The organism is Allocatelliglobosispora scoriae (assembly GCF_014204945.1).
GTDB classification, from domain to species: domain Bacteria; phylum Actinomycetota; class Actinomycetes; order Mycobacteriales; family Micromonosporaceae; genus Allocatelliglobosispora; species Allocatelliglobosispora scoriae.
In genome coordinates, this window is the sequence record NZ_JACHMN010000002.1 from 420,340 (window position 1) to 446,127 (window position 25,788).

The 25,788-nt window shown below is 72.1% G+C and carries 18 protein-coding genes; 8 read left to right on the plus strand and 10 right to left on the minus strand.

From position 1 onward, the window contains the following. Positions 1–257: 257 nt before the first annotated feature. Positions 258–3,401 (minus strand): amino acid adenylation domain-containing protein, encoded by a 3,144-nt coding sequence (locus F4553_RS07910; protein ID WP_184834012.1) that lies wholly within the window; start codon positions 3,399–3,401, stop codon positions 258–260. A 466-nt stretch (positions 3,402–3,867) separates the two neighbouring features. On the opposite strand from F4553_RS07910, the gene F4553_RS07915 reads away from it, so the two are divergent. Further along, the gene (locus F4553_RS07915) at positions 3,868–5,166 is read left to right on the plus strand and encodes a serine/threonine-protein kinase (RefSeq protein WP_184834014.1); all 1,299 of its coding nucleotides are present in this window, start codon (positions 3,868–3,870) and stop codon (positions 5,164–5,166) included. 151 nt (positions 5,167–5,317) lie between these two features. Further along, entirely contained in the window at positions 5,318–6,157 is an 840-nt protein-coding gene (locus F4553_RS07920) for a cyclase family protein (protein ID WP_246466228.1), read from the plus strand. A 10-nt stretch (positions 6,158–6,167) separates the two neighbouring features. Here F4553_RS07920 and F4553_RS07925 read toward each other — a convergent pair whose 3' ends face one another. Then, entirely contained in the window at positions 6,168–8,495 is a 2,328-nt protein-coding gene (locus F4553_RS07925; protein WP_184834016.1) for a putative bifunctional diguanylate cyclase/phosphodiesterase, read from the minus strand. 234 nt (positions 8,496–8,729) lie between these two features. On the opposite strand from F4553_RS07925, the gene F4553_RS07930 reads away from it, so the two are divergent. The 3 genes from F4553_RS07930 to F4553_RS07940 all read left to right on the plus strand — a co-directional run bounded on the left by F4553_RS07930 (position 8,730) and on the right by F4553_RS07940 (position 11,701). Next, positions 8,730–9,821: a DUF3103 family protein gene (locus F4553_RS07930; protein WP_312875133.1), complete on the plus strand. Its 1,092-nt coding sequence runs from the start codon at positions 8,730–8,732 to the stop codon at positions 9,819–9,821. A 108-nt stretch (positions 9,822–9,929) separates the two neighbouring features. After that, on the plus strand, positions 9,930–11,102 hold the full coding sequence (locus F4553_RS07935) for a threonine synthase (RefSeq protein ID WP_184834018.1): 1,173 nt from the start codon (positions 9,930–9,932) through the stop codon (positions 11,100–11,102). 41 nt (positions 11,103–11,143) lie between these two features. Continuing rightward, positions 11,144–11,701: a hypothetical protein gene (locus tag F4553_RS07940; protein WP_184834020.1), complete on the plus strand. Its 558-nt coding sequence runs from the start codon at positions 11,144–11,146 to the stop codon at positions 11,699–11,701. Positions 11,702–11,703: 2 nt separating this feature from the next. Here the strand turns inward: F4553_RS07940 and F4553_RS07945 are convergent, their stop codons facing one another. The 3 genes from F4553_RS07945 to F4553_RS07955 form a co-directional block, all read right to left on the minus strand. After that, positions 11,704–12,480 (minus strand): alpha/beta hydrolase, encoded by a 777-nt coding sequence (locus tag F4553_RS07945; RefSeq protein ID WP_184834022.1) that lies wholly within the window; start codon positions 12,478–12,480, stop codon positions 11,704–11,706. Between the two features lie 161 nt (positions 12,481–12,641). After that, on the minus strand, positions 12,642–13,631 hold the full coding sequence (locus tag F4553_RS07950; protein WP_184834024.1) for an aminoglycoside phosphotransferase family protein: 990 nt from the start codon (positions 13,629–13,631) through the stop codon (positions 12,642–12,644). Then, complete coding sequence (locus F4553_RS07955) at positions 13,631–14,134, minus strand: DinB family protein (RefSeq protein WP_184834026.1); 504 nt, start codon at positions 14,132–14,134, stop codon at positions 13,631–13,633. The genes F4553_RS07950 and F4553_RS07955 overlap by 1 nt, the downstream gene beginning before the upstream one ends. A 66-nt stretch (positions 14,135–14,200) precedes the next feature. Here F4553_RS07955 and F4553_RS07960 point away from each other — a divergent pair, with 66 nt between their 5' ends. Further along, complete coding sequence (locus F4553_RS07960; RefSeq protein WP_184834028.1) at positions 14,201–14,896, plus strand: hypothetical protein; 696 nt, start codon at positions 14,201–14,203, stop codon at positions 14,894–14,896. A gap of 27 nt (positions 14,897–14,923) precedes the next feature. On the opposite strand, the gene F4553_RS07965 is transcribed toward F4553_RS07960, so the two are convergent. Beyond that, complete coding sequence (locus tag F4553_RS07965) at positions 14,924–15,487, minus strand: dihydrofolate reductase family protein (RefSeq protein ID WP_184834030.1); 564 nt, start codon at positions 15,485–15,487, stop codon at positions 14,924–14,926. A gap of 15 nt (positions 15,488–15,502) precedes the next feature. Then, on the minus strand, positions 15,503–16,564 hold the full coding sequence (locus F4553_RS07970) for a glycoside hydrolase family protein (RefSeq protein WP_312875134.1): 1,062 nt from the start codon (positions 16,562–16,564) through the stop codon (positions 15,503–15,505). Between the two features lie 209 nt (positions 16,565–16,773). Between F4553_RS07970 and F4553_RS07975 the strand changes: the two genes are divergently transcribed. Together F4553_RS07975 and F4553_RS07980 are read left to right on the plus strand one after the other, a co-directional pair. Beyond that, entirely contained in the window at positions 16,774–18,123 is a 1,350-nt protein-coding gene (locus F4553_RS07975) for a sulfatase-like hydrolase/transferase (protein WP_184834032.1), read from the plus strand. A gap of 75 nt (positions 18,124–18,198) precedes the next feature. Further along, positions 18,199–20,289, plus strand: a complete 2,091-nt coding sequence (locus F4553_RS07980) for a fibronectin type III domain-containing protein (RefSeq protein WP_184834034.1) — start codon at positions 18,199–18,201, stop codon at positions 20,287–20,289. Positions 20,290–21,200: 911 nt separating this feature from the next. On the opposite strand, the gene F4553_RS07985 is transcribed toward F4553_RS07980, so the two are convergent. The 3 genes from F4553_RS07985 to F4553_RS07995 all read right to left on the minus strand — a co-directional run bounded on the left by F4553_RS07985 (position 21,201) and on the right by F4553_RS07995 (position 25,629). Further along, positions 21,201–21,923, minus strand: a complete 723-nt coding sequence (locus F4553_RS07985; RefSeq protein WP_184834036.1) for an SMI1/KNR4 family protein — start codon at positions 21,921–21,923, stop codon at positions 21,201–21,203. 47 nt (positions 21,924–21,970) lie between these two features. Further along, entirely contained in the window at positions 21,971–22,879 is a 909-nt protein-coding gene (gene glsA / locus F4553_RS07990; RefSeq protein WP_184834039.1) for a glutaminase A, read from the minus strand. 173 nt (positions 22,880–23,052) lie between these two features. After that, the gene (locus F4553_RS07995) at positions 23,053–25,629 is read right to left on the minus strand and encodes a helix-turn-helix transcriptional regulator (protein WP_184834041.1); all 2,577 of its coding nucleotides are present in this window, start codon (positions 25,627–25,629) and stop codon (positions 23,053–23,055) included. Between the last annotated feature and the right edge of the window lie 159 nt (positions 25,630–25,788).

Genomic DNA, 25,788 nt, shown 5'->3' on the forward strand with positions numbered 1-25,788 from the left:
CGATCTACACCACGCCTTGCTGCAAAACGTGCGGGGCTCGGAGGGCAACGGATCGTGCGCGGATTGGCTATAAATGAGGTGTGGCGCCGCCGACCCGTCGGTCGGCGGCGCCACGTTCATCGGAGAGCAGCCCGGGAGTGACCCGCTCTCCGCGCGGCCGACGCCAGGTGCCGGCCGCACGATCGTGTGAATCTCCGGTGCCCTGCGCCCTCGCGCCAGCGTGGTAGGCCTCGGCCACCGGAGTCACCCGACCGCGTCTAGGTGTGGCTGACCCTGATCGGGTCGGCCGCCGCGATCGACTCGACCTCAGGGGGGTCGATGCGATCGGGCAGCTCGCGCCACTTCTCGGTGGGTATGCGTTCGGTCGCCATGAACCCCTCGCCGTTCGCACCGGCGACCGACAGCAGGTGGGTGGCGATGCCCGCCGGGGTGGGGCAGGCGAGCAGCTGCGCGACGTCGCGGAACGCCGACCCGCTCGCGTGTTCCAACCCCGCGAGCAGCCCCGCGATGGCGAGCGAGTCGCCGCCGAGGGTGAAGAAGTCGGAGTCCCGGCCGATCTGGTCGGCGGTGACGCCGAGGCAGCCCGCGAAGATCTCGACGACCCGCCGGGTCAGCACCGGATGCCGTGGATCCGGCTGCGGGACGGCGATCGGCCTGTCGTCCACCGCGGCCTTGCCTGCGGCGCTGCGCGGCAGCTCGTCGACGATGCTGAACGCCGCGGGCACCATCCCGCCGTGCAGACGCGCCGCGAGGTGGGCCCGGACGGCCGCCTCGTCGAAGACGCCGACCGGCACGACGAGTGCGACGAGCCGTCCGTCGCGCTCGGCGACGAGGCAGCAGGAGACGCCGGGAGCCGTTTCGAGCACGCGCTCGACCTCGTCGAGCTCGACCCGCTGACCGCGGATCTTGACCTGCCGGTCGCGGCGCCCCAGGTATTCGACAGAGCCGTCCTGGCGCCACCGGCCCCGGTCGCCGGTGCGGTAGAGCCGCCGATCGGGCGCGTAGGGATCGGGTCGGAACCGCTCCTCCATCAGGTCCGGCCGCCCCAGGTAGCGGCCGATGCCGAGGCCGCCGATGCAGATCTCGCCCTCCGCGCCGACCGGCACCGCTCGGAGCTGCTCGTCGAGGACGTAGATCCGCTTGTTGGGGATCGGGCGGCCGATCGGCGGCTCCTCCCCGACGACGCACTCGTGCCACGTCGCCCAGACCGCGGCCTCGGCCGGGCCGTAGAGGTTGAGGAAGCGGCGGCCCGGCGCGAGCCAGCGTGCGACGACCGCAGCCGACAGGCGCTCCCCCGCCGCCGCTCCCAGTCGAAGGTCGGGCAGCGGATCCTCCGGCAGCGCCGCCCAGACCGACGGGGTGAGGGTCACCACGGTGACCCGCCGATCGCGGAGTTGCCGCAGCAGCGGCGGTCCGACGATCAGATCCACGCTCGGCGCCACCACCAGCGTCGCGCCGCCGAGCAGCGATAGCAGCAGGTCGTGGACACAGCCGTCGAAGTTGGGCGAGAGGAACTGCAGGACCCGGTCCCCGGGCCCGGCTCGCATCACCCGGCGGTGCCCGACGTGCAGGTTGACCGCGCCCTCGTGGTCGACGGCGATCGCCTTCGGCCGCCCGGTGGTGCCGCTGGTGAAGACGACGTACGCCGTGGTCCCGGCCGTGGCACCGGTGACGGGCGGCTCCTCGGCGGCACCGGAGGTGTCCACGACGAGGATTGGTGTCCCGAGGTCCGCGTGGAGAGCCGCGTGACCCCGGGAGTCTGTGAGCAGCAGCGCGACGCCGGCGTCGGCCACCATGGTGCGCAGCCGCTCGGCCGGGCAGTCGATCTCGGAGAGCAGGAACGCACCACCGGCCTTGGCGACGGCGAGCACCGAGATGACGAAGTCCACCGACCGGTCCATCACGACACCGACGATCGACTCGGGCTGCACGCCCCGGCCGCGCAGCACCCTGGCGAGCGCGTTCGCCCGGCGGTCGACGTCGGCGTAGGTGTAGCCGCGACCGGCCTCGTCGACCGCGATGTCGTCGGGGGCGAGCCGGGCCCGGTGGGCGAAGACGTCGTGCCACAGCGCGGCGGGGCCCAGCGGTGCGGCGGTGTCGTTCCACTGCATCGTCACCTGGTGCTCGACCGACGCGGTGGGCCGGTCGGAGACGGCCGCGACGGGCGGGTCGATGACGACGCGGGCGTGGGCACGGCAGCGGGTGTTGGGGTGGTGGCCCCAGACCTGGGCGCCCTCGCCGGTCGCGGGCCGGTAGTGCGGGTAGCGGTCGAGGAAGCCGAGGATCGCCCAGCGGGCCATGCGCTCGGCGTACGGGGCGCCGATGCAGTAGTGGCGACCGGAGCCGAAGCCGAGGTGCCGGGAGCCCGTGCGGTGGATGTCGAGGCGCTCGGGGTCGGCGAACGTACGCGGGTCCAGGTTGGCCGCCGCGAGCAGGACGAGCACGGTCTGGCCGGCTCGGATGTGCTGCCCGGCGAGCTCGACGTCCACGGTGGCGCGACGGGCGACATACTGGCTGGAGCCGTCGAGGCGCATGAACTCGTCGATCGCGCCGCCGACGAGCTCCGGGTCGGCCCGCAGGAGCCGCTGCTGCGCCGGGTGCTGGTCGAGCAGGAGCAGCCCGGTGGTGACGAGGTGGGTCAGGGTCTGGTATCCGCCGCCGACGAGCACGACGCAGTTGGCCGCGATCGCGTCGAGGGCGGGCGCCTCGGTGCCCAGGCCGTCGACGAGGGAGCCGATCAGGTCGTCGCGGCCCTGTCCGGCGCGCCGCTCGGCCTCGCCCCGGAACTCCGCCATCGCCTCCTGCAGCACCGGGATCACCGACTCGTCGCGGATGTCCGGCAGGGTGCTGAGGCTGCCGAGCAGCGTCTCGTAGGCCTCCGCCCAGCGGCTCAGGTCGGCCTCGCGCCCCGGCATCCCCAGCAGCGACGCGATCAGCATGCTGGGGAGCTTCGCGGCGAAGTCGTCGACGAGGTCGAGCGAGCCGGTGCTCGGCAGGGTCCGCAGGACGGAGTCGACCATCTCCCGCATCGCCTGGTCGCGCTCGCGGATGCGGGAGGCGGCGAACTGGGCGCGCACGGCGCCGCGCAGGTCGTCGTGGCGTGGCGGGTCGGTGAAGAGGAGCTGGTCGGCGAGCATCGCGCCGATGGACCGAGCGCCGGCGGTGTGGCTGCGGGCCGAGGAGAACCGGCGGTGGTCGCGCAGGATGGCGTCGGACTCGGCGTAGCCGGAGCACACCCAGACACCGCCCACCTGGTCGTGGAAGAGCGGACCGAGCGGAGCGATTGCCGCAAAGTATCGACGCGGATCGACGATGAACTCGGCGCGCTGCAGTCGGTGTATTCCGTGCAGCTGCCGGTCATAGTCGACCGTCGATTCCGGGAGCCCGCCCGGAATTCGCATCGCAAACTCTGTGATAGTCAATCCAGTGTCCAAAGTGTCGGCTACGCAGACGCAACGCAGCGATTAACATGCCAGCAATCTGCGTATCTACACGGATTACTGGCACCCGCAAAGCGCACACATTATCGACGAGTCACAGGGCTGTCAATTCCCGTCATGTCCGGGAGTCAAGGCTTCATTGAGCTGCCGACTTGTCTCAGGCATCCGTTCACATTCGACGCAGGATCTTCACCCGGGAAGAATCCGGTGAATGGCAGTCCGTGACATCATTGATGATCGCCGAATGATTGTCCGGACAACAGAATGACGCAGATGAATTGATGACCTCTCAGTAACCGGAGGCCCACGGGCGGCGACGACATTCGGCCCACCGAGGGATAATGCGGCCGCACCGCGCGTCGTGCCACATGGAGTTCTTGTCGAGCCGGGTGGCATGGCAGCCGCCGGTAGTGGGTATGAGGTTCGGATGCTGATACCTGGTGACGTCCTCGACGGCCGCTACCGGCTCGACGAACAGATCGCCGCCGGCGGCATGGGCGCGGTCTGGCGGGCCACCGACACCGTGCTCGCTCGCATCGTGGCGGTGAAGGTGCTGCTGTCCAGCCTGCACGGTGACCCCGGATTCGGGCAGCGCTTCCGGGCCGAGGCCCGCACCCTCGCCTCCCTGCACCATCCCGGCGTGATCGAGATCTACGACTACGGCGAGTCCGACGTCGACGGGCGCGGCCACCGGGCGTACCTGGTGATGCCCTTTCTGGACGCCGAGCCGCTCTCCGACCGCATCGCGTCCGGGCCGCTGGACCCCGCGCAGACGATCTCGATCGTCGCGCAGGCCGCGGCGGCGCTGCACGCGGCGCACCAGGCGGGCGTGGTGCACCGCGACGTGAAGCCGGCCAACCTGCTGATCGAGCCCGACGGCCGCGTCCTGCTGGTGGACTTCGGCATCGCCCGCGCCGCGACCGACCTCAGCCTCACCGCGACCGGCCAGGTGGTCGGCACCGCCCTCTACATGGCGCCCGAGCAGATCACCCAGCGCGACGCGACGCCGAGCATCGACATCTACGCCCTCGGCGCGGTCGCCTACCACTGCCTGGCCGGGCAGCCGCCCTTCGACGGCACGACCGCGCTCGCCATCGCCATGCTGCACCTCGACGGCGCACCGCAGCCGCTGCCCTACAGCGTCCCGGCCGGGCTACGCGAGCTCGTCGCCACCGCGATGGCGAAGGACCCCGCGGACCGCTACCGGACAGCCGCCGAGATGGCCGACGCCGCGCGGGCGATCAGCACCCGACGGGTCGCGACCACCGCGGCCATGGACGGCCGGCCCATCGCCGCAGCCGCCGCGGTGCAGCCGCACATGTTGCGGCGGGACACGCCGACGGCGCTGACCGGGCGCCACACCCAGCCGCACCCGTCCTTCATCTCCCGGCACCGGGTGGGATCGAGTCTCGCCGGGATCGCGCTGGTCCTCGGCGCCGCAGCCGGTGTGATGGCCTTCGCCGACCCTACCGGCCTCGGTCCCGGACCCGGGCCCAGCGGCACCGCCGCCGCCACCACCGCCGTGCCCACCTCGGTGAGGGCCAGCCGGACCCGGGCGACCGCCACCGCATCGGCGAAGCCGAGCATCAGCCCGACCCGCAGCGCGGCGCCGCCGAGCCAGGCTCCCACCAGCTCGGCGCCGCAGCCGTCGGAGGATCCGCCGTCGCCGACGGCCGAGGCGGGCGCCACCGGCGAGCCCCAGTCCACTCAGGACGCAACGGGCTGACGGCCACCGCCGGCGCACATTCTGCCGATCCGGTCCCCGGTACGCGGCCGGTCATCCGATCACGCCATCCGGTCAGCTGCATTCGCCGGTCGCAACTGCCTCTTGTCAGCTCTCCACGCGGCTCGTTAGATGGACCGTGATAAACACATCCATGTCTTGGAAGGACCTGCATATGCGGCGACGGCGGTTGATGATGGGCGCCATGGGGCTCACCGGTGCGGTGGTGGCGGGCACCGCGGATCCGGCTGCCGCACACGGTGGCCCGGCCGCGCCGGGGCTGCGGCTGGACCGGCTGAGGCCGGTCTTCCTGTCCCATGTGAACGACCCCGCGAAGACCCCGATCTTCCCGGGTGACCCGGAGTTCACGCTGGAGACGGTGGCCACGGTGCCCGTCGACGGCTTCTACATGCAATACGCCAAGGAGTGCGAGCACACCGGCACCCACTGGGGTTCGCCCAACCACTTCCAGGAGGGCGGTCTCTCCGCCGACGAGCTGGACCCGGCCGATCTCTTCCTGCCCGCGGTGAAGATCGACGTGCGGGCGAAGGCGGCCCACGACGCGGACTACGCGGCGACCGTGGCCGACCTGCGGGACTGGGAGCGCCGCAACGGGCGCATCCCGCAGGGCGCGGCGGTGATCCTGTGGACCGGTTGGGAGCGGCGCTGGGGCACCCCCGCCTACGCCAACCTCGACGAGGAGGGCCTGATCCACCAGCCCGGCTTCAGCGTCGCGGCGGCGCAGTGGCTGATCGAGTCGGGGCGCCTGGCCAAGCGGGGCGCGCTCGGCACCGACACCTTCGGCCCGGACCAGGGCATCGACGAGAACTACACGGTCTCGACTATGCTCTACGACCGGCACCGGATCAGCCTGGAGAACCTCGCCAATCTCGGGCAGCTCCCGGACGCGGGCGCCTGGGTCCTCGTCGGCGGGACGCGCAACAAGAACGGCTCCGGCTCCCCGGCGACGATCTTCGGCCTGATCCCGAACTGATCCGGGCGCGCTACGGGCGGTCCGGGCCGAGGGTCAGTGACTCCAGGGGCTGGGACCGCCCGTAGAGGTAGCCCTGGGCGAGGTTGCAGCCCCACCTCGTCAGCGTGCAGACCTGGTCGGCCGTCTCGATGCCCTCCGCGATCACCGAGATGCCCATGGCCTGCGCGATGGTGACGACCGACCGCCCCAGCGCCTCGCTGCGCGAGCTGCCGTGCCCGTGGCCGTCGGAGGCGGTGAGCTCACGGTCCAGCTTGACGATGTCGATCGCGAGCGCGTGCAGGTGGGCGAGGGTGTTGTAGCCGGTGCCGAAGTCGTCCAGCGCCAACCGCACCCCGAGGTCGCGCAGCCGGTAGGTCGAGTCCGCGGCGGCTTCGAGGTCGCTGATCTGGCTGGTCTCGGTGATCTCCAGGACGAGGCGGTGCCCGGGCAGCCCGTGGGTGTCGAGCGCCTGGCGGACGGAGGACTCCAGCCGGGGCCCGCCGAGCCGGCTCGCGGAGACGTTGACGTGCACCGCGAGCTCGTCCGGCTGCCCGGAGGAGATCTTGGCCAGGTCGCGGCACGCGCGGTCCAGGACGAGGTCGTCGAGCTCCGCGACGAGGCCGGAGCGCTCGGCCGCGATGACGAAGACCTGGGGCGACACGGAGCCCAGCACCGGGCTGAACCATCGGGCCAGCGCCTCCAGCGCCACCACCGCGCCGTCGCTCGTCCGCACGATGGGCTGGTAGTGCACATCGATCGTGCCCGCGTAGGGGTCGCCGTGCAGGGCCGCGGCGAGCAGCGTCGACAGGTCGGGGTGGGCGAGCCCGGTCAGCTCCTCGCGGTAGACGACGAGGACGCCCTTGCCCGCCTGTTTGCCGTTGTACATGGCGACGTCGACCCGGCGCAGCAGCGCGTCGGCGGTGAGGTCGGGTTCGGAGGCGCCGGTGACGACGGCGCCGATGCTCGCGCCCACGGTCACCTGGTGGCCGGCGATCCGGAACGGGCGGCGCAGCGCGGCGAGCATCATCTCCCCGACCTGCTCGGGGTCGTCGCTGTCGTGCAGCAGGACCGCGAACTCGTCACCGCCGTAGCGCGCCACGGTGTCGTCGCCGCCGACGCAGGCCCGCAGCCGGTCCCCGACCCCCTGCAGCACCACGTCGCCGGCGGCGTGCCCGAGGCTGTCGTTGATGCGCTTGAAGTCGTCGAGGTCGACGAAGAGCAGCCCGACCCGCTGCTGATCGCGGCGGTGCCGGCTGACGGCCGCGGCGAGGCGCTCCTGGAAGAGCGAGCGGTTGGCGAGCCCGGTCAGCGGGTCGTGGAAGGCCTGGTAGTGCAGGCCGGCCTGGCTGTCGTGGACCCGGGTCAGCAGGATCCGGTTCTCCAGCAGCGTGATGAGCTGCCGTGCCAGGACCAGCACGATCAGCATGAGCCCGACGTACCTCTCCACGTCGTCGAGGGTCTGGCCGCGGATCATCTGGGTGAAGACCAGCGCCACGGCGGCGCCGAGCGGGGCGTAGGGCAGCAGCAGGTGTCCGAGGTCCCCGGTCGGGGAGGCCGGGCGGGCACCGGCGACCGCAGCGCGTCCGCCCCGGTCGGCGGCGGCCACCGCGACGAGGGCGGGACCGGCGATGAAGCCGATGTCGTAGATGGGCGGCATCTCGGTGGCGCCCCGGCTGACCAGGAAGGCGAAGATGCCGTCCGAGGCGGAGAGCGCGACGAGCCCCAGGCACAGCACCCACAGGGTGGCCCGCTGCTCGGGGGTGCTGCGGCGGAAGACCATCAGCAGCACCACCATCGTCACCAGGACGAGGTCGGAGACCGGGTAGGCGATCGCGACCGCGAACTCGGCCGGCGTCGGCGCACCGAACTCCACGATGGACCGCAGCACGATCGTCCACGCGAGCAGGAAGAGCGAGCCGACCACGACGAGCCCGTCCATCACCAGCACGCTGCGCGCCAGGTGCCGCTCGGACCGGCGCCCGCCGGACTGGGCGGTCAGCGACTGCGCGGGGTAGACGAGCACCGCGACCAGGGCGAACAGCGGCAGCGTGAGGTAGCCGACGTCGGCCCAGGACGGCGAGGGCAGGCCGACGCCGCCGAAGGTCTGGTACCACGTCCAGATGGCCTGGCCCACGGTCCATCCCGCGAAGCCGACGGCGAGCAGCCACCGCCACACCCGCTGGCGCGCGCGTTCCAGCCGCCCGTGGTGCCAGCAGCTCACCATCGCGGCGACACCGGCTGCGAGCTGCGCGCCGTCGTCGATGACGACGGCGAGGACCGGGTTGTCCCGGCCGAGAGCATGGGCGATGACGCCGACTGCGATCGCCGCCACGATCACCGTCGTTGCTCTGCTTCTCATCGCACCCATCGGCCTTCACAGGTATGCTCATACTTCAATGACCCCGCGATCGCCGCACTCTACCGCAATTTTTGCGATTGCGGCATCAGGTCCGAGAGCCTCCTATATCAGGCCATTTGGCGAGGTGAACCCGCCTTCCCCTTGCCGCAGCGGGCTTTTCTAATCGATACTTAGCGATATCTGGATTGGCTGGTGCGTGGCCGACCGGCGGCGCCCCGACGCTAAGGAGTCCGCGTGTATCCACCCACCGCACGCCGCGCCGCGCTGCCGCTGCTCGCCCTCGCAGCATCATTCGCCGTCGCCCTGCCCGCCCCCGCGCAGGCCGGCGTCCCCACCGGCGCGGAGTCGGTCGCCTCGATCACCGACGGCCTCGCCCGCCGCCTCGCCGGGACCCTGGCCACCCCCGCGGCCCGGTCGCGGGTCACCGCCGCGGTCGCCGCCGCCCCCGTCGACCTGGCGAACCTCTCCCTCGGTACGCAGTTCGCCACCGCCCGCACCGCCGCCAACCACGCGGTCCAGACCGCCAAGGGGCTGCCGACGACCGCCGACTCCCTGCTGCGGGTGCGCCTGGCCCACCCCGACATGCTGCCCGCCCTCGCCAAGGGCGTCACCCCGCTCGTCGCCGCCGCTCCGACCGACGACACCGACGGCGCCCTCAGCGCCTATGAGCCCTCGGGGGCGGAGGTCAAGCTCGACACCACCGTGGTCCCGCAGCGGCCGGTCCTGCTCGTCGAGGTCGACGTGGCCAAGGCGCTGCCGCTCGGCGCCCGCGTCGTCGAGCAGACCCTCGCCGCCCGCGGTGTCGGCACCGCGCAGACCCGGTCCGGCCTCAACGCCGGCTACTGGGCCACGAAGATCAACGCGGTCCGGCTCAGCGACGACGAGGAGCCCTGGATCAAGGGCGACGCCGAGATCTACAGCATCGTCAGCGGCTTCGGGCTCGACGGCCACCCCAAGGTCGACATCGTCCAGCAGCCCTACCTCAACAACGACGGCACGACCTACTACCCCAACCAGCTCCTCGTGCACTTCTCGGCCTACAAGTACAACCTCGCCGACGTGGTGATGATGGAGGACGACGGCGACACCAACTACCTGCAGCTCGCCCAGGCCATCGCCGCCATCCTGCTCACCATCACCGACCAGGGGGCCTACATCCCGCTGGTCAACGCCATCCTCAACGCCATCCCGACGTCGTGGTGGACCGACGACCCGGACTACACCGAGTCCTGGTACACGCTGGCCACCTGGAGCAGCGGCCGCCTCAACGGCGCCTCCGGCAACGGCTGGATGGACGTCTCGCCGTACTGGGTCGCCCCGCTCTGACCACAAGATCGCCGCAACTCTTGAAGAGTTGGTCCTAAGGTTTAGGACCAACTCTTCAAGAGTTGCGGCGATCTTTCCTGCGGTCGTCGATCGGCGATGATGGTGGGCATGTTCCTGACGCACCTCGAGTGCCCGCGCTGCGGCGCCCAGCACGACAGCGACCGGCTGCAGAACCTCTGCCGCTGCGGATCGCCGCTGCTCGCCCGCTACGACCTCGCCGCCGCCGGCAAGGCCGTCGACCCCGCCGCGATCGCCGGGCGCGCCCCGGACCTGTGGCGTTACCGCGAGCTGCTCCCCGTCGGCGACAGCGCCCGCATCGCCACCTTCGGCGAGGACTTCACACCGATGTGGCGCGCGGACCGCTACGCCGCGCTGGCCGGCGTCGGCACGCTGCTCGTCAAGGACGAGGGCCTGATGCCGACCGGCTCCTTCAAGGCCCGGGGAGCCGCGGTCGGGGTCTCCCGCGCCGCCGAGCTCGGCGCCCGCCACGTCGCGATGCCCACCAACGGCAACGCCGGGGCCGCCTGGGCCACCTACGCCGCGCGGGCCGGGCTGCGGGCCACGATCGCGATGCCGTTCGACGCCCCGCTGATCACGCGGCAGGAGTGCGTCGCCGCCGGTGCCGAGCTGCACCTCGTCGAGGGGGTGATCAGCGACGCCGGACGGCTCATCGCGGGGATCATCGCCGCCGCCGACGGCGCGATCTTCGACGCCTCCACCCTCAAGGAGCCTTACCGGCTGGAGGGGAAGAAGACGATGGGCTTCGAGATCGTCGAGCAGCTCGGCTGGCGGGTGCCCGACGTGATCCTCTACCCGACCGGGGGCGGGGTCGGGCTGATCGGCATCCACAAGGCCCTGCTCGAACTGCGGGAGCTGGGCTGGATCGGCGACAAGCTGCCGCGGCTGGTCGCCGTACAGTCGACTGGTTGTGCGCCCGTCGTCGACGCCTTCGCCCGCGGCGAGCGGCGAGCACAGCCGTGGCCGGACGCGCGGACCGTGGCATACGGCATCACCGTGCCCGCCCCGCTCGGCGACGAGCTGATCCTGGCGGCGCTCGCCGCGACCGGCGGCACCGCGATCGCCGTCGACGACGCCGACCTGCTCGCCGACCTGGCGGAGTTCGGGCGGCTGGAGGGGCTGCTGCTGTGCCCGGAGGGCGCCGCGTGCCTCACCGCCGTCCGTCAGTTACGTGCCGCAGGATGGATCGCGGCCGACGACGAGGTCGTGCTGCTCAACACCGGCGCCGGGGTGAAATACCCGGGCACCGTGCCGGGCGTGTGACCGTCCTGCCAGACGTCACGTCCGAGGCAGGAGCGATCAGCATGGCGTTCGACCCGATCACGGCGAAGATCATCGAGATGATCCTCACCGCCTGCGACCAGTTCGGCCTGGCCCGCCTGCGCCAGCGGGCGGAGGACAACCACCTGGCCCGGCAGATCCATTTCACCATGGAGACGAAGGTGACCACGCCGTTCCGCATCACCTTCGTGAAGCCGCCGAAGAGCGCCGCGCAGCTGGCGATCGCGGGCTTCGAGCGGATCGACGGACCCAACGAGCACAGCCCCCGCTACCAGCCGGTGAGCGTCAACGACCAGCTGCACTCCGTCCTGCCCTCCGGCCGCTACCGCATCGTCGCGCTCTACCTGGACAACCAGGAGATCCCGGAGATCCTCGGTGTCGGGGTCTTCCAGTCGGCCCTGATCATCCCCGGCAAGAGCCAGCACCTGGAGGTGCACGGCCGGCCGCAGTCGCCGGACCACGGATACCAGCTCTCGGCCTCCGAGCACCAGCAGCTCAAGGAGATGCTCAGCTGGCACAGCAATCCGCTCCGGCTGCCCTCGACGGCGACGATGGTCTACGAGGGCGAGGTGAAGCCGTAGCCCTATGCGCGGGCGTTGGCGGTGAGCCAGGCGAAGACATCGGTGCGGACCGGCTCCGTGCCGATGCCGGGGGTGACGAGGTTGTGCCCGCGTTCCAGCGAGTCCAGCATGATCAGCTTCTTCGCCTTCGACCGCACGGCCTCGTATGCCGCCTTCGCCGTGTCCGGCGTGTCCGGGAAGATGATCCGGTCCCGCTCGGCGGCGATGATCAGGGTCGGGACGGTGAGCTTCGCCGCGCCGGCGAGTGCGTCCATCCCCTCGAACGTCCCCGGCGGCGAGATCGCGACGACCGCCGCCGGGGCGGGGGTGAGCACCGGTCCGGCCGCCAGGACGGCGGTCCCGCCCACCGACGCTCCGATCAGGACGATCCGCTTCGCCCCCTCCGACCGCAGGAACGCCGCCGCCGACGACACCTGCCGGACCAGGTCCTTATTGGACCCGGTCGAGACGCCGGTGGAGTTGCCGACGCTGTCGAAGGCGAGCACCCGGTAGCCCTTCGCCATCAGCTCGACGCCGAAGGGCAGCCACTCGCACACGTCCCCGGTCTCCTCGTGCACGAGGACGACGCCGGTCGTCCCGCTGCCGAGCTCGACTCCCCGCAGGTCGTCGCCGATCTCCGCGCCGAAGCGGACCTGCAGCCCTCCGCCCGCGACCTCCGGGCACGCCTGGCCGGCATCCGGGCCCGCGACCTCGGCGGGCCCGGCGGGTGCGTCGGCGGTGCAGGCGGTCACCGCCCAGCACATCAGAATCCCGATGAGTACGCCGGCCCGCTTCGCCATGATTCCTCCAGGTCCGATGCGTCGGAGAGCGTTCTCCGAGCCTTCGGCACTACAGACGCGGCACCCACCCGTAATGGTTCGCAGGAGGAGGAACCACGGCGACACCGTTCTACTGCCAGCAGGTCCTCGACCAGGCAGGTGGTGGACCGGGGCCCGACTCCTCACCCGGCAGCGCGCCGAGCAGCCGCCAGGGCGATCGGCACGATGCCCTCCGGCGAGAGGATGCCGCCGACGATCTCCAGCGCTGCGGTCCGTTCCTCCACCGGCCGGCGGACGTCCAGGACCCGGGCGGCCCAGTCCAGGTCCTCCAAGGCGCGTTTGCACAGGTAGTAGGCGAGGCGGACCGGATCCGGGCCGACATCGCCGTAGCCGTCGAGAAAGGACGCCCGCTGCTGCGCCGTCACCGGGGCGAAGGCGAGCACCCCGCCCAGCACGAACATCAGGTCCCGCTCGCGCGGTGCGCGGACCGCGTCGTCCCAGTCGATCAGCCAGACCTCGCCGCCGGGTCCGACGAGCAGGTTGCCGAGGTGCGGGTCGCCGTGGCACACGACCTCGACGGCGGTGGCGTCCCGGAGCCGGCCGCCCAGTTCGTCGGCGCGGCCGGACAGCGCCGACAACTCGCCCGCCGCCGCATGCCAGCGCTCGGCGAGCGCCCGGACGAGGAGGTCGTCCGACGGTCGGCGCAGGCGGTCGGTGATCGTGCGCACGAATGCGGCCGGCCCGTCGTGGGTGTGGTCCTCACGGGGCAGCAGCCCGGCCGGTCCCCCGGACACCCCGGTCGCGTGCACCGCGGCGAGCAGCGCACCGAAGGTACGCCAGTGGGCGCCGGTCATGCCGCCGGCCAGGGCTCGGTCGCCGGGCGCCCAGCGGACCACCGAGAGCCGGCTCCCCTCCCGCTCGCTCCAGCAGGCGCCGGAGGCGGTGGTCCGCGGGGCCAGGATCCCGGGGACGCCGCGGTCCGCCAGGTGGGCGGTGAGCAGGAGGCCGGCCGGCGTACCCCCGGTGGTGACCTTGACCGCGAAGCTCTCGCCGCCCGCGCCCCGGCCGCGCCACAGGCGGGCGGCGTCGTCCGCGCCGTGACCCACCTCGTCGAGGGAGACGAGGTCGAGGCCGAAGTCGGCCCGGACCCAGCCGCGCAGCAGCTCCTCCATCACACGCCGGTGGCGCCGTCGATGCGCTCGCGCAGGAGGTCGGCGTGGCCGTTGTGCCGGGCGTACTCCTCGATCATGTGCAGGTAGACCCAGCGCAGGTCGATGGTGACGCCGCGGGTGCTGGTGAACGTCTCGTCCAGCGACCGGCCCGCCGTGGTCTCGCGGGCGGCCCGCACCTCCGCGGCGTAGGCGGCGAAATCCGCGTCCGGGTCGGCGGTGTCGACCCCGAGGAAGTCGCCGTCGTCGGTCCAGTAGAGGGAGCCGAGGGGGGCCGCGGCGAACTGGCGGCGGAACCAGTAGCGCTCCGTGTCGGCCATGTGCCGGACCAGGCCCAGCAGGCTGAGGGTGGACGGCTCGACCGAACGCGTCCGCAGCTGCGCCGCGGTGAGACCGGCGCACTTCATCAGCAGGGTGTCGCGGTGGAAATCGAGCCACGCGTCGAGCTGGAGTCGTTCTGCGCCATGGAAGGGCAGGTCGGCACGGGTCACCTCGGGAGCGGCCATGCCGCCACCGTACCGGAGACGGCTACCCGACTGCGGTCCCTCCCGCAGCCGCCTACCATCACGCGCATGCGGCGTATGACGATCCTCGCCCCGCTGGCCGCGGTGTTCGTCATCGCCGCCGGTGCGGGCTGTGCCAACAAGCAGCAGAATTCGGCCACCTCGCCGCCGACGGTCTCCACCGACCTCGGCAGCTCCTCGGCGGCCCCGGCGACCTCGGCACCGGCCAAGCCCTCACCGGCGAAGTCGGCCTCGCCCGCCGCGGCCTCCTGGCCCGCGCCCGAGGACTGCGTCTCCTACAACCCGGGCAACCTGAGCGTGCACTACGAGGCCGGGATCTACCAGGTCAACGACGGGTCCAAGGTGGTCCTGCGGCTGCACGGCGGCCCCGGCGAGCAGGTCGGCGAGCAGGGCCTGGCGCTGGCGAAGCGCTACCGCAAGCACTGCTTCCTCGGACGCGACAACTCGCGCGAGGAGAAGTACTCCTACATCTTCGACTACTGGCGCAACGAGACCGGTTCGAAGCCGACCATCCCCGGCCTCGACGACCTGTGCTCCGACTACGACCGGCGCAACCTGACGGTCGAGGACATGGGCGACGGCAACGGCTGGCGGGTCAAGGACCACGACCACGTGCTGCACCTGTTCGACAATGGCGACGACGCCCGCGACGGCAAGCTGGTCCTGGCGAAATACAGCAGGATCTGCTTCGTCGGTGGATCGGGCGACGAGTCGCAGGGCCAGGACCAGGTCTCCTTCTCCTAGGTCCGTGCCACCCGCGTTATCGGGCGTTCATCGGACCACTCGGTAGCGGAGGTAGACCACCTTCGAAGCCAGGGTGCGGGACTCGACGAGGTCGAGGTCCACCCGGTGCTCATCGCGGGCGAAGAACGGCGTGCCGCCCCCGACCAGCACCGGGACGACCCTGATCCGGTACTCGTCGATCAGGCCCAGCGCGGCCGCCTCGGCGGCGAGGGTCGCCCCGCCGATCGCGATATCGCTCTGCGCCGGGTCGGCTCGCAGCCGCTCGATCTCCTCCGCCAGACCGCCGGAGGCGAGGCGGGCGTTGCCCTGCACCGCCGACAGCGTGGTGGAGAACACCACCTTCGGCAGCGCCTTCCAGATGGCGGCGAAGTCGAGGGTCGAGAAGTCGAGCGACGGGCTCTGGTCGACTGTCTCCCAGTACAGCATGGACTCGTAGAGCCGCCGGCCCAGCAGATGGACGCCCGCCCCGCGCACCTCGTCGGTGGCGAGGTCGAAGATCTCCTGGTCGGGCGCCATCCAGTTGAAGGTGCCGTCCGGCCCGACGATGTAGCCGTCCAGCGACATGGTCATCGAGTAGGTCACACTGCGCATGCGCCGATTATGTCGCTAACCGGCTGCGCGGTAGGCCCTCCCCGCCGCCGTCGGCGTGGTGCCGTTGCGGTAGAGCCCCGTCCCCTGGCCGCCCTCGGTCGGCGTGGGCAGGGCGAACCACGCGTACCGCTCCACATACGACAGGCTCTCCATCATCGCCGTGGACTTCGTCGCGAAGGACGCCTGCTGCGCGTCGCTGGGGAACGCCGCCCCGCCGCCGCCCCACCTGATCAGGGCGTACTCGGTGACCCAGATCGGCAGGCGGTACCGGTTGTAGACGGCCTGGAGGTAGCCCTTGAGCTGCCCGGCTGCGGCGTCGCTGAAGTCCGACCCGTACCAGTGCAGGGTGATGAAGTCGACGCGCAGCCCCTTGCTGCGGGCGCCGCTGATGAAGCGGTCCAGCCAGCCGCCCGCCCGGTCCCCGCCGACGGCGACCGCCGGGCTGCCCAGGCGCATGCCGGTCGCCTGCAGCCGGGGCCACAGCTCCAGCGCCTTCTCCACGGTCATGTTGGACTGGCTGGCGAAGTCGGGCTCGTTGAAGCCGAGCAGCACCGACCCGTTCGCCTTCGCCCGGGCGAGCTCGCTGTCGGTGACCGACTTCGGGCCCCAGATCATCGGCACGAACTTCGCCGAGCTGCCGGCGTTGCGCGACGGACCCGACGACCAGTTGTAATACCACGACGCGCGGACGTCGGCGAGGGCCTGGCCGATGCCCGGGAAGTCCCAGACGCTTACGCCCTTCTTCGGCGTGGCCCTGCCCGGCGGCCGCGGCGCGGGCGGGCTCGCCTTGGCCGACGCCGACGCCGACGCCGACGACCGGGGGACGGCGCTGGCGCTCGGTGCCTGCGTCGCCGAGCCCGCGGCGGTGGGCGGCGGACCGGACGGGGTGCCGTCGGCGGTGGGCGCGTCGACCGGCGCCGGCAGCGCGGTCGGCGACGGCCGGTCGGTGAGCAGCCGCGTCGTGAGGACCGTCGCTCCGGCCAGGACCGCGATGACCAGCAGCGCTACGAGCCACCAGGCCCGACGGCCGCGGGGCCGCTCGTGCTTGCCGGGTCCGTGCCACGTCGTGTCGTCCACAGCGGGAAACCCTAACCCGCCCCGCTCGTGGAGCGCTCTCCCGTCCCACCCCTGTCACGTTTTGCTGCAAAGCGTGGCCTCGCGGAGCGAGATGGCCACGCTTTGCAGCAAAACGTGACAGGGCGCGCGGGGTTGTTCACAAGGTGGTCACGACTGTTAATCGGTGTGGCTGAGCCGCAGACAGACGGGCTAATGGGATATTTCGGCGCATGCAGCGTGCTCTTCGACGTGCCCGACGGGTCCTGGCGGTGCTGGCCGTGACGGCGGCCGGCTTCGTCGCGTCGCCCTCCGCCACCGCGGCCCGGCCGCAGCCGCCCAACGTACTCATGATCGTGCTCGACGACGCCCGCATCGACACGATGCCGGTGCTCGCCAAGACCCGCGACTGGGTGGCGAAGGACGGCACCTGCTTCCCCGAGGCCGTCGCCACGACACCGAGCTGCGGGCCGAGCCGGGCGACGCTGCTCAGCGGGCGGTACCCGCACAACCACGGGGTGCTGCGGCAGGACGCGATCGGCGCCTACGACCACGGGCGCACGCTCCAGCACGAGCTGAGCGCCGCCGGCTACCAGACCGCCGCCGTGGGCAAGCTCTTCAACACCTGGCCGATCAGCAAGCGCCCGCCCGGCTTCGACCATTGGGCGCTGCAGACCGGCGGGTACGCCGACGCGCTGTTCAACGTCGACGGCCACGGCACCCGCGCGCCCTACGCGACCCGTTTCGTCGCCGACCAGGTCAGCCGCTACATCGACGGGTTCGCCAAGGACAGCTCCCGCCCCTGGTTCATCTGGGCTGGGTTCACCGCGCCGCACTCCCCCTACACACCGGAACCCCGCTACGCCCACCGCGACTTCCCCTGGGGCGGCAACCCGGCCGTCGCCGAGACCGATCGCGGCGACAAGCCCGACTACGTGCACAAATACAGCGTCTCGGCGAAGGAGGGCAAGGCGACCCGCACCGCGCAGCTGCGCACGCTGCTCTCCGCCGACGACGCGATCGACGAACTCCACGACCACCTCGCCGACCGCGGGCTGCTCGACGACACCCTCGTCGTCTTCCTCTCCGACAACGGCAAGGTCTGGGGCGAGCACGGCCTGGGCTCCAAGTTCACGCCCTACCAGCCGTCCTACCGGGTACCGCTGTGCCTGTCCTGGCCGGGACACGTCGCCGCCCGCACCGACAACCGGCTCGCCGCCACCCTCGACGTCACACCGACGGTCCTCGACGCCACCGGGATCCGCCCCGGCTACACCGTCGACGGGCACAGCCTGCTCGGCTCGCGGCGGCGCGCGGAGATCCTGCTCGAATACTGGAAGGACTCCGCCAACGGGTCCTACCCGACCTGGTCGTCGACCTACCGACCCGGCCAGGATCAGTACACGGAGTACGTCGACGGGCGCGGTCGGCGTACCGGCCGCGAATTCTATGACCTCGCCCGCGACCCCTGGCAGCTCACCAACCTGCTCGGGGACCGCGACGCCGGCAACGACCCGGCGACCGGGACGCGCGCCGACGAGCTCGCGGCCGCGCGGCGCTGCGCCGGGGAGCAGTGCGCGTAGCAAGGGTTTCCCCGCTATCGGCAGCTCACAGCCATTCATAGCCTCGGACACATCAATTCCGTTCGAGGAGTGTCAATGAGAATGTCCAGCCCCCGGCATGTCGCGGTCACCGCCGCGATCGTCCTCGGTGTCGCGGGTGCTCTGACCGGAGCACCCGCACACGCGTTACGCCCCGTCCCCGACGCCGTCTCCACCCCGCTGCTCACCGCCGTGCAGCGCGACCTCGGGCTCTCCGCCCCGGCCGCGAAAGCCCGGCTCGCACAGGAGGTCCGGGCCCAGCAGGTCCTGGACCGGCTGCGCGTCGACCCCGCGCAGACCTGGTTCGACGCCGCGACCGGCACGCTCGCCATCGCGGTCACCGACGACGCCGGAGCCGACCGGGCCCGCGCCGCCGGCGCCCAGCCGGTCCGGGTGAACCGCGGCCTGGGCGCGCTCACCGCCATCGCCGAGCAGGTCCGCACGCTGCGTGCGCCGAGCGGCGTCACCGGCTGGGGTCCGGACGCGCGGAGCGACACCGTCGTCATCAGCGTCAACCGGCACGACGCCGCCACCGACGCGTTCCTCGCCAGGGCTCGCGCGATCAGCCCCGCCGTCACCGTCGTCGACGGCGCGCAGACACCCGTGCAGCACGGCGGCGACGTGCGCGGCGGCGACTCCTGGAAGCCCGGCACCGAGAGCCAGTGCACCATCGGCTTCCCCGTGACCAGCAACAACGGCGCCAACCGCCACTTCCTGTCCGCCGGACACTGCACCAACGACGTCAACCAGGCCGCCTACGGCAAGGACGGCACCCGCATCGGCACCTCCAACGTCGGCGGCAACCGCTCGATCAACGCCCTCGAGGGCGACTTCGGACTCATCGACGTCACCGAGTCCGCGTGGACCCTCACCCCGGTCGTCACGGCCTGGGGCTCGCAAGCCGACGTGCGGCTCACCGGTTCCAAGGACGCAGTCGTGGGTACGGCGGTGTGCCACTCCGGTGCCACCAGCCACTGGCGGTGCGGCTCCGTGACGAAGGTCAACCAGACCGTCAACTACGGCAGCTTCAGCGTCGGCGGCCTCACCTACGCCAGCGCCTGCGGCCAGGGCGGCGACTCCGGCGGCTCCTGGGTCTCCCCCAGCGACAGCAAGGCGGTCGGCCTGCACGAGGGCGGCTACGGCGACTCGTGCGGCCAGCAGGAGGCCTGGTTCCAGCCGGTCAACGAGGCGCTCGCCAAGTGGAGCCTGACGCTGGTCACCGACGCACCGCCGACCGGCGACACGCAGGCGCCGACCGTGCCTGCCAACCTCCGCTCGACCGGCACGACGGCGAGCAGCGTCTCGCTCGCCTGGGACGCGTCGACGGACAACGTCGGCGTCACCGCGTACGACATCTACCAGGGCTCCTCCGTCGTCGCCTCCGGCGCCTCGACCTCGGCGACCGTGAGCGGGCTCGCCGCGAGCACGTCCTACACGTTCACGGTGAAGGCACGCGACGCCGCCGGGAACACCTCGGCCGCATCCGGTGCCGTCACCGCGACGACCCAGCCGGGCGGGGGCGGCGACACGCAAGCGCCGACCGTGCCGGGGAACCTCCGGTCCACCGGCACGACGGCGAGCAGCGTCTCGCTCGCCTGGAACGCCTCCACGGACAACGTCGGCGTCACCGCGTACGACATCTACCAGGGCTCCTCCGTCGTCGCCTCCGGCGCCTCGACCTCGGCGACCGTGAGCGGGCTCGCCGCGAGCACGTCCTACACGTTCACGGTGAAGGCACGCGACGCGGCTGGCAACGTCTCCGCCGCATCGGGTGCCGTGACCGCGACGACGCTGCCCGGTGGTGGCGGGCGGGTCTTCAGCACGTCGGCGGTCGTCTTCATCCCGGACCCGGGGACAGTCGACTCTCCCCTGACCTCCACCGCCACCGGTTCCGCTGCTTCGACGGTGAGCCTGACCGTCTCCGCTTCGCACTGGTGCGGGCAGGAGGTGGGGCTGGTCCTGGTCGCGCCGAACGGGTCGACCTACCCGGTGAAGGCGTCCGGCGGGAGCGGGTGCACCAACTACACCGGCGGGACCTACACGGTGACCGGGGTGTCGTCTCCCGCCGCCGGGGTATGGAAGCTGCGGGCCACGGATGTGCGCTCGTGGAACTTCGGCAGCCTGAGCGGCTGGTCCATCACGCTGTAGGGAGGTTCTGTGGGCGCCCGCCGGGTTCGCGCGGGCGCCCACAGCTTAGTGCTGTCCGGGATGTCCGGGCTGTCCGGTCTGTCCGGGTGCGCTCTGCGTGGTGATCGCGCTCGTTGCGGGAAGTTGCGCTTACCTCGCTGCATGATCGCGCTGTTTCCCGGAAGCTGGCCCTTCCCGCTGGGTTGGTAGGGGCTACTTCCGGGAAACAGCACGATCAAGGGCTCGCCGAAGAGGTGGCGGGGAGGGCGGTTAAGCTCGCACCTCGCGCTGCCCCGGCCCATGCCCGGCAGCGGCAGCGGCAGCGGCAGCGGCAGCGGCAGCGGCAGCGGCAGCGGCAGCGGCAGCGGCAGATGATCGCGCTCGTTGCGGGAAATTGCCCCTACCTCACTGCATGATCGCGCTGTTTCCCGGAAACTGGCCCCTCGCGCCGGTCGGGAAGGGCCAGCTTCCGGGAAACAGCGCGATCATGCAGGTGCGGAGGTGCGTGCCGCCAGCGCGGCGGGACCTGGCCAGCATTCCGTGCGGGGCTCAAGGTCGCGCTGTTTCCCGGAAGCCGGCCCTTCCGACACCTCCTGAGGGCCCTGTTTCCGGGAAACAGCGCGACCTTGAGCCCAGTCGGGCCCGCCATGCGCGGCAGCGCGATAGGCGCCGTAGGCACAGCAACGCGGCAGGCAAGACTGCACGGCAGGCACGGCAGCGCGGCAGGCACGGCATCGCGGCACAGCTTGAGCTGGTGCGAAGGGGGCGCGAGATGCGGGCTAACCGGTGCCACCCGCCCTCCCCGGCACCTCTTCGCCGAGCCCTTGATCGTGCTCGTTCGCGGAAGCCGGCCCCTCCCGAACAGCACGAGGGGCCGGCTTCCGCGAACGAGCACGATCAAGCAGCGCGGCAGGGGCAGACGACCAGGCGCGTTAGAAATCAGGGCTCACGCGCAACGGCTCCAGCGCAGCAGGCATACTCTCCGGCGCCAGCGACCAGCCGGCGCAACCCGCCCACGCCACCGACAGGCGCAGGTACTCGACGAGGCTCACGTCGCGACCGCGGAGCTGACGAACCCCCTCCAGGACCGGGTCCCCGACGGGCTGCGGGAGCGCAATGAGCTGCGTCGAACCACTGATGTTGGCCTTGTGGTGCTCATCGGGCGCGAACGCGAACCAGAACGCCTCATCCGGATCGCGTTCGTCGTCGTCGCAGAACTCGGTCCACTCGTAGCGCAGCCACCGCGCATCGGGAAGCACCAGCGGATCCGGGTGGACCGGTGCGGCAGGCTGCGGCTCGCGCTCGTCGTAGAACAGGCCTAATTTCGCGCAGTCTCCCGCCAACCAGACTCCGCCGACCTCGGTCATGCAGGCGCGCAACGCTGCCGGCAGCGGTCCTATCTCGGATTCCAGCCGCGCCAACTCCTGGCGGTCCTCGTCGGTGGCCGGAGTCCGGATCGGGATGGTGCTCACCAGCCCTGCCTCGGCGTACGCGTCCGCGAGCCGGTCGACATGGCGGCCGAACCTGCGCATCGTCTCGGTCGCCACCGAGCGGACATCGTGGGCGTGGTGAATCCGGACCTCGCCCATGAGCCGGATCTCGGTCCAGACCTCTTCTCGGTCACCGGCGAGATAGCGGCTGCTCAGCGATGTCATGACGGCATGGTAATCACCTCGGTGGCGAAGCATCCCCCACGCCGGGCTCAGAAGATGGACCAGCCCGTGATCGACGTGAACTGCTCCAGCGCCGCCACCGCAGCGATCGAGTTGCCCGCCGCGTCCAGCCCCGGCGACCACGCGCACAGCACCCCGCGCCCGGGTACCACCGCCAGCACTCCCCCGCCCACCCCGCTCTTCGCCGGCAGGCCGATCCGGTGGGCGATCTCCGCGCTGGCGCCGTACATCCCGCAGGTGAGCAGCGTCGCGTGCAGCCGCCGCACGTCGGTCCCCGCGAGCAGCCGGCTGCCGTCGGCGCGCAGGCCACCCCGGGCCAGGAAGAGCCCGGCGAGCGCCAGGTCCCGGCAGCTGGCCGCGATCCCGCACTGGCTCACGTAGTGCTCCATCACCACCGAGATCGGGTGCCGCAGCGTGCCGAACGCGGCCATCAGGTGCGCGATCGCCACATTGCGGTCGCTGTGGATCAGCTCGTCCGCGACGACCCGCTCGTCGACGCCGATCGTGGCGTTCCCGGCCTCGGTACGCAGCAGCGACAGCACGCTCGCGCACGCGTCACCGCCGGTGATCTCCAGCAGCCGGTCGACGACGGCGAGGGCGCCTGCGTTGAGGAACGGGTTGCGCGGGATCCCGAACTCGGCCTCCAGTTCGGACAGCGCGTTGTATCGGTGGCTCGACGGCCGGTGCCCGACCCGCCCCCACGCCGCGGTGCCGTCCTGCGACAGGACCAGGGCCAGCGAGAACGCCTTCGTGATGCTCTGCGCGCTGAACGGTACGCACCAGTCGCCGGCACCGAGCACCGCGCCGTCGACGGTGGCGAGCGCCACCCCGAACGACGCGCCGTCGACCCGGGCCAGTGCCGGGATGCCCGGTGCGGGTGCGCCCGCGCCGATCCACGGTCGCGCAGCCGCATGGACGGCTTCGAGGATCTCCTGCACCCGACCCCTTTCCCAGGGACGGCGTCGGAGGGCACCACACCGCACCCTCCGACGCCCCTCCTCCGACCGTCATCGCGACCGACGACGGCGGGCCACCGCACAGCGGATGCGTGGCACCGGTGCGTCCAATGTCGCCGATCGGGGGGCGCGACGAAACAGGGAAACCCCTTGCGTCAGCCGGCGCCGCGCAGCAGCGTCACGAGCTGGGTCCGCGACCGCACGCCGAGCCGCCGGTAGATCCTGGTCAGCATCGCCTCGACGGTCTTGACGCTGAGGAACAGCGCCGCGGCGATCTCCCGGTTACTGGCGCCCCGCCCGACCAGCTCCACCACCCGCGACTCGGCGTCGGTGAGGCCCAGCTCGCCGACGGCGGGCCCCGCCTCCCCGTCGAACGTCGCCCGCGCCAGCTCCGCCCAGTTGGCGGCGCCGATCTCGGTGAAGACCGCGACGGCCTGCTGCTGTGCCTCCCGGGCGGCGCTGCGGTGCCGCCGCCGCCGCTGCGCCACGCTGAGCGCGAGCAGGGCCCGCCCCCGCTCCAGGGGCATCCCGAGCAGGGCGAAGTGTTCATCCGCGCGGTGCAGCAGAGCGACCGCGTGCGCCCCGTCGCCCGCCGCCGACCGGTAGAGCCCCTCCGCGCGGTCCAGCGCCGCGAGCACACCCCGCCGTCCCAGCCGGGCCGCGACCTGTCGCGCTTCCACCATCGTCCGGTACGCCTCCGGCAGCTCCCCGATCGCCACCAGCGCCTCGGCCAGGTCGCCGTGCCAGCGCAGCTGCGACGGGTCCACGACGTGCTGGGCGATCTCCAGTGTCCGGACCCTCCGCAGCACCTCCACGGCACCGACGGCATCCCGCCCGACGAGCCGGATCAGCCCCGTGACGTGCAGCGCCCGGGCGAGGTAGACCTGGTCGCGCTCCTCGGCGGAGGCACGCACGGCGCGGTGGGCGTACCCGTCGGCTTTGGAGAGCGACCCGCCGGCGAGCTCGACGACCGCCGCGGTGAACCAGCCGGGACCGGGCGACATGCCCGCGCCCTCGCAGATGCCCAGGGCCCGCGCGGCGTGGACCATCGCGGCGCCGCAGCGCCCGGTGCGGACCTCGACCTCGGCGAGGCTGCGCAGCATGTCCACCATGTCCTCGGCGAGACCGCAGACCTCGGCGACCGGCAGCAGCTCCAGCAGCGCCGACCGGGCGTCGTCGAGCCGGTCGTCGAAGACGGCGTGCCGGACGGCGAGGTAGTGCGGCGAGTCGCGCAGGTCCACCACGGGCGGCTCCGGGCTCAGCGCGAGCGCCTCGGCGAGGGTGGACTCGGCCGACGGGTCGCCGAGGATCCGCTGCATCCGGGCGAGCATCGTCAACGCCTGCGCCTGCGCCGTGCTGTCCCCGGCGCGTCTGGCCTGCTGCGCGGCGTGGCGGGCGTGGGCGCTGGCCCGGTCCGGCGAGCCCTCGGCGAGGTTGGCGCGCAGCGCGAGCCGCAGGTGCACGGCGGCGAGCAGCTCCGGCAACCCGGTCGCCTCGACCAGGGCCCGCGCCAGCAGCTCGTCGAGCCCGTCGAGGGCCTGCCCGGCCGCGTCGACGGCGGCGATGCGGGCCCGCACGATGTCGGCGCGGGCGGCGCCGGAGGACTCCAGCAGACTCAGCGCCCGGTTGCACAGGTCGGCCCGTCCACCGGCGGCGGCATCGACCGCGGCACCGGCGAGCCAGCCGCTCACCGTGCCGTCCGGCGACGTCACCGGGGCCAGGTCCACGGCACGTAGCGCCAGCTCAGCGGCCCGGACCGGCAGGCCGCGATCGCGGCTCCCGGCCGCTGCCGCGGCGAGCCGGCCGGCAAGCTCGGCGTCGGGGGTGTGGCGCATCGACGCGAAGTGCCACAGCCGGGCAGTCGGGTCCTCGGTCGCCGCCGCGAGTGCCCCGTGGCACCGGGCGCGCTCGCCGGCCGTGGCGCTGGCGACCAGGGCGGATGCCACCGCACCGGCCCGGATCACCACCTGGTCGTCGTCGGTGATCGAGACGAGCCCAGCCGCGACCGCCGCCGCGATGTGCTCGTCGGCGCCGCCGCGCCCGGCCCGCCGCAGCAGCCTCAGCGTCGGCCGCTGGGCGAGCGCCGCGAGCAGCAGCGTCACGTGGGCGTCATGGTCCAGCGGTGCCAGCAGCTCCAGGGCGGCCTGCGGAACCGCGACGGCCTGGCCGAGCTCCAGCGCCAGCCTCGGGATGCCGCCGCTGGCCGCGTGCACCCGACCCGCCAGCCGGTACGCCAACCCGTGCGCCTCCAGCAGCACCGCCACCTGGTCGGTGTCGAACGGCGGCACCGCGAACGGCCGCGCGCCGGTGATGCGCTCGGCGGCCGGGCTGCGCACGGTCGTGATCACCCGCACCCCGGTGTGGTGCACGGCGGCGGCGAGCACATCGGCGCTGAGCTCGTCGAGCAGATGCGCGTCGTCGATCGCGAGCACCTCCGCTTCCCGCACCAGGTCCCGCACCGACAGCCGTAGCCGCAGTGAGTCTTCTGCGTTGCCCGTCGCTGCGACGGGCAACGCACAGGATTCACTGAGCGCCGCCAGCGCGGCACCGGGAACGGCGCAGTCGGTGGGGGCGGGGCGGAGATGCCGGACCCGCCCGGGAAGCGCAGCGACCACGTCCGCGAGGAGCGTCGACCGGCCGATGCCGGCGGGACCGGCCAGGGTGACGCGGCCGGACGCGGCCAGCTCCCGCTGGACCTGCTCGACGAGGGCCAATCTGCTGATCCGGACCATCGCACCTCCGTGCTGGGCGAACGCCCGTCACGCTAAGCCCTCACCCCACCCGGGACAACCCTTGCGTACACCCTTGCTCGGCAAACCCCGTCGCCATCACCCCTCGCCCACCGCCCAAGATCGGCGCAACTCTTCAAGAGTTGGTCTAACGGGCTTTTA

Excerpts from the sequence above, each read along its gene's own strand:
- F4553_RS07950 (WP_184834024.1), bottom strand. The coding sequence starts at position 13,631 with ATGGAGGAGCTGCTGCGCGGCTGGGTCCGGGCCGACTTCGGCCTCGAC.
- F4553_RS07910 (WP_184834012.1), bottom strand. The coding sequence starts at position 3,401 with ATGCGAATTCCGGGCGGGCTCCCGGAATCGACGGTCGACTATGACCGG.
- F4553_RS07915 (WP_184834014.1), top strand. The coding sequence starts at position 3,868 with ATGCTGATACCTGGTGACGTCCTCGACGGCCGCTACCGGCTCGACGAA.
- F4553_RS07920 (WP_246466228.1), top strand. The coding sequence starts at position 5,318 with ATGTCTTGGAAGGACCTGCATATGCGGCGACGGCGGTTGATGATGGGC.
- F4553_RS07975 (WP_184834032.1), top strand. The coding sequence starts at position 16,774 with ATGCAGCGTGCTCTTCGACGTGCCCGACGGGTCCTGGCGGTGCTGGCC.
- F4553_RS07955 (WP_184834026.1), bottom strand. The coding sequence starts at position 14,134 with ATGGCCGCTCCCGAGGTGACCCGTGCCGACCTGCCCTTCCATGGCGCA.
- F4553_RS07995 (WP_184834041.1), bottom strand. The coding sequence starts at position 25,629 with ATGGTCCGGATCAGCAGATTGGCCCTCGTCGAGCAGGTCCAGCGGGAG.
- F4553_RS07935 (WP_184834018.1), top strand. The coding sequence starts at position 9,930 with ATGTTCCTGACGCACCTCGAGTGCCCGCGCTGCGGCGCCCAGCACGAC.
- F4553_RS07980 (WP_184834034.1), top strand. The coding sequence starts at position 18,199 with ATGAGAATGTCCAGCCCCCGGCATGTCGCGGTCACCGCCGCGATCGTC.
- F4553_RS07960 (WP_184834028.1), top strand. The coding sequence starts at position 14,201 with ATGCGGCGTATGACGATCCTCGCCCCGCTGGCCGCGGTGTTCGTCATC.
- F4553_RS07925 (WP_184834016.1), bottom strand. The coding sequence starts at position 8,495 with ATGAGAAGCAGAGCAACGACGGTGATCGTGGCGGCGATCGCAGTCGGC.
- F4553_RS07985 (WP_184834036.1), bottom strand. The coding sequence starts at position 21,923 with ATGACATCGCTGAGCAGCCGCTATCTCGCCGGTGACCGAGAAGAGGTC.
- F4553_RS07965 (WP_184834030.1), bottom strand. The coding sequence starts at position 15,487 with ATGCGCAGTGTGACCTACTCGATGACCATGTCGCTGGACGGCTACATC.
- F4553_RS07940 (WP_184834020.1), top strand. The coding sequence starts at position 11,144 with ATGGCGTTCGACCCGATCACGGCGAAGATCATCGAGATGATCCTCACC.
- F4553_RS07945 (WP_184834022.1), bottom strand. The coding sequence starts at position 12,480 with ATGGCGAAGCGGGCCGGCGTACTCATCGGGATTCTGATGTGCTGGGCG.